Origin of the sequence: Yinghuangia sp. YIM S10712 (genome assembly GCF_051388935.1) — a bacterium.
Taxonomy (GTDB): Bacteria; Actinomycetota; Actinomycetes; order Streptomycetales; family Streptomycetaceae; genus Yinghuangia.
In genome coordinates this window covers 337,537-340,963 of the sequence record NZ_JBPKBI010000005.1, presented here as the reverse complement: position 1 = coordinate 340,963, position 3,427 = coordinate 337,537, and the positions used below count along the sequence as shown (strand labels likewise).

General features: G+C 67.4%; 2 protein-coding genes and 1 pseudogene. 1 reads left to right on the top strand and 2 read right to left on the bottom strand.

What is annotated here, in order from left to right; genetic code table 11:
* Positions 1-741: pseudogene (locus ACRX5W_RS15045) on the bottom strand (hypothetical protein); the annotation flags it as partial.
* A gap of 526 nt (positions 742-1,267) precedes the next feature.
* Complete coding sequence (locus ACRX5W_RS15040) at positions 1,268-1,735, bottom strand: VOC family protein (protein ID WP_436788610.1); 468 nt, start codon at positions 1,733-1,735, stop codon at positions 1,268-1,270.
* A 629-nt stretch (positions 1,736-2,364) separates the two neighbouring features.
* Here ACRX5W_RS15040 and ACRX5W_RS15035 point away from each other — a divergent pair.
* Positions 2,365-3,381, top strand: coding sequence for an LPXTG cell wall anchor domain-containing protein (locus ACRX5W_RS15035; protein WP_436788609.1), 1,017 nt, complete (start codon positions 2,365-2,367; stop codon positions 3,379-3,381).
* Positions 3,382-3,427 lie beyond the last annotated feature (46 nt).

Here is a 3,427-nt window from a genome sequence, read left to right as displayed (position 1 = left end):
AGCCGAAGCGTCAGTCAGTCGGAGAGTCAGACCCCCGAGCGGCGCCATCCACATCCTCACAGTCAGTCGAGCCCGAGCTCGGGTCACCAAGTAGCGTGCGTAGTAGTCGGCGTCGCTCAGGTCCGCGTCTTCGGACGCGTATACGGACTCGACGACGAGATGGCCGAAGTCGTCGATCCGTTTGAGCCGCCGAAGCCGTTGGAGACGAGCAGAGCTCGGCGCAACACCTCGCCCGAACGCGGACGGGTCGAGGACCAAGCGTTCGCGAAGTACGGGAAGGGGATCCGGGAGCAGGCACCCCGGGTTTCGAACTCCCGCCGGTGCCCCGGACAACCAGGCGGGGGTCTCGCCGAACTCGCCGATGAGCGGGTGACAGCCCTCCTTGTAGACGACCTCCGCGGGCAGCAGGTCGCCTCCCGTACGGATGTTGACCATCGCGCCGACCGGGAGCGCTTCACTGCGGTCGCCGAGCGCGACGGACTCGAAGTCGCCGAGATCAAAGGGGCCTCCGACATATCCGCCGACATGGACGTCGTAGCCGAAGTACACGGCGTTGAAGGCGACAGACGTGTGGACCGGTGGAGCCCGGTGCGCGGCCACCGCGTCGAGGTAGGTCAGGAGACGTCCGCGGACCCTGTCACCGCAGTCCTTGAGGCCTGCCAGCATCTCCCCGGTGATCAGCGGTTCTTCGTCGTACGGTCGCCACACCCCGTCGACGCCGGACGAAGCCGCTTCGCTCATGCACAGGCCCCCACATATGCGTGATCACACGCGTCCGTCACCTGCCGGGATGCCGACGTTTTCCGGCCTCGACCTCCCGGGCTGGTCCCCACCAGCCGGCCTCCGGGCCGCGCACGCCGAGTCAAGGAGGCGTCGTCGCTCCACAGGCCGCAACCATTCTGCGCCACAGCCAACCCGTCGGAGTGGTGTTCGCCGAAAACGGNGCCGGCCTCCGGGCCGCGCACGCCGAGTCAAGGAGGCGTCGTCGCTCCACAGGCCGCAACCATTCTGCGCCACAGCCAACCCGTCGGAGTGGTGTTCGCCGAAAACGGTAGGTGGCCGGCCGGCCACACGGTGGGAGGAATTCGCGACTTCGGTGGGAGCCGCATCGTCCGTCGAATCACCTTTTTATGGGGCTAAGCGGACATTCGGTTCGCTGCCGCACCGGCGGCTCAGGGTCGGGTTGCCGTCACCAGGAGACGAGGGTCGAACCACTGCGAGCCGCCGGTTCACTCCCGGCGACCGGCGCGTTCTGCTCTGGGTGGCCTCACTCACCGCCCTGCATGGCCTCCTTGGCCCGCTTCGCCATCTCCTCCTCCGGGACGTCCTCGACGTGCGATGCGACGTTCCAGCGGTGGCCGAAGGGGTCTTCGAACTGGCCGGTGCGGTCGCCGTAGAACTGGTCCTTGACCGCGTCGAGTTCGGTGGCGCCTTTCTGGAGTGCCTTGGCGAAGACGGCGTCGACGTCCTCGACGTAGACGTGCAGCGTCATCGGGGTGCCGCCGACGGACTTCGGGCTGCGGAACCCCATGTCGGGGAACTCGTCCGCGAGCATGACCACGGAGTTGCCGAACGCGAGCTCGGCGTGCCCGATCTTGTCGCCGGGCGCCGGCATGCGCATGCGTTCCGTCGCGCCCAGGACGTCCGTGTAGAAGTCGATCGCCGCGGCGGCGCCGTCGCAGCAGAGGTACGGAGTGACGCGCGGGTAGTCCTCGGGAATGGGCTTGACGCTCATGGTGTCGCCCCGCCTTCGAATCGGTGACGATCGGTTGCCGGCGGCCACGCGTGATCACGAACCAATGCCGACAGCCCCGGTCTCGTATGCGGAATCACGGCGCATACCCGACCAGCCTGGCACGCATCAACGCCGCGTGCAGCCGGACTGCATTTGGTAACCGTTTCCTCACGGAATGGATCTCGGGCGGTCCGAAAGCGAACAAATCGCGGAACCTACGCCTCCGTATTGCCTTGTGCCGGGAATTCGATAAACTCGACCCGGCCCACTTCAATACCGGGGGGTAGGGCCCTTCTTTTCGTGCGGGGGATCTCAGACATGCCCACGACCAGCTTCGTCGTCCCGTCATGCCGTCTCAGGACTTCGCTGTTTCGGTGATCCGAGGTTGATCCGAGGTCGACCCGGCCTGATCCGGCAGTCGACCGCGGCCGAACTCCAGTAATACGGGCGCGAAGCGGGCTCGTCGTATGTGCCCTCGCGCGCTTTCTTTGTCCGGCATTGCGAACTTCATGCCACCCGTTACGTCGGCCTGTACTCGCGCGCCGAATTACCGGTAATGCAAAGTCCCGGAGCTTTATCGACTTTGCGACTTTGTCAGACGTCCCCGAAATCATCGAGGAAATCCACAGATGACGCTGCGTCGCAGCCTCGCCGTGACTGCCGTCACGGCCCTCACCTCATCCGCGGCCCTCTTCGCCGCCCCGGTCGCCTTCGCCGCGGAGACCCCGACCGCATCCGCGTCGCCGTCGGCATCCGCCTCGGTTTCCGCGTCGCCCTCTGCGTCGGCGTCCGCCTCCGTCTCGACCTCGGCGTCGGCGACGGCGGACAAGAAGGCGGAAACGGCCGCGGTGACCGGTACGCCCACGACTGCGGCGGCCCAGCCGGGAGTGACAACCGCCGCACAGCCGACCAACCCGGGGGCGGCGGAGCAGATCCCGAACCCGGACAAGGGCAACGGCCCGGCCGTGTCGTTCACCGGCCTGCCCGGCGACGTCGTCGTCGGCGGCAAGGCCGTCGAGATCACGGTGAACGTCAAGAACACCACAGGCAAGAAGCTCGAATTCATCCCGTTCGTGTCGCTCGGCAACGTCGCGACCGACACCCCGCTCCGCGCGTCGCACATCGTGCTCGAAGCCAAGCTCCCCGGTTCCGACGCGTGGACCAAGGTGGAGATGATCGACACTGAGGCGGACGAGGCCGGCGCGACCGCGGCGATCGGCTGGCTCGCGGCTCAGGACCCCGAGGACCCCGAGGCCATTATCCCCCTCGTGCTGGAGAAGGACGAGGGCCTTCAGATCCCGGTGCGGCTGGCCTTCACCGCCAACGCGCCCCTCGGTGAGACAATCGCGTTCCTCGCCGGCGTCGGCTCCAGCAACCAGGAGAGCCCCGACTACTTCTCGGCCAGCGACTTCTACGTCCTCAACCTGGTCGCCCCCGGCACCAAGGGCCCGGCCAACCCCGATGTACGCCCCGTTCCCCCGGTGAAGCTCCCGGCCAAGCCCAAGCCCTCCCAGAACCTCGCCGAGACCGGCGGCAGCGACTCGTCGGCGGTGACCTACGCGATCGTCGGCGGCGTCGCCCTCGTCGGCGGCGCGGGTCTGCTCGTGGTGATGAAGCGCCGCAGGAGCGGTGCCACGCCCGCCTGACGACGTCCCGAAGTCAGCGGAAAGCCAAGCGTGTTGCCCCCGGTCT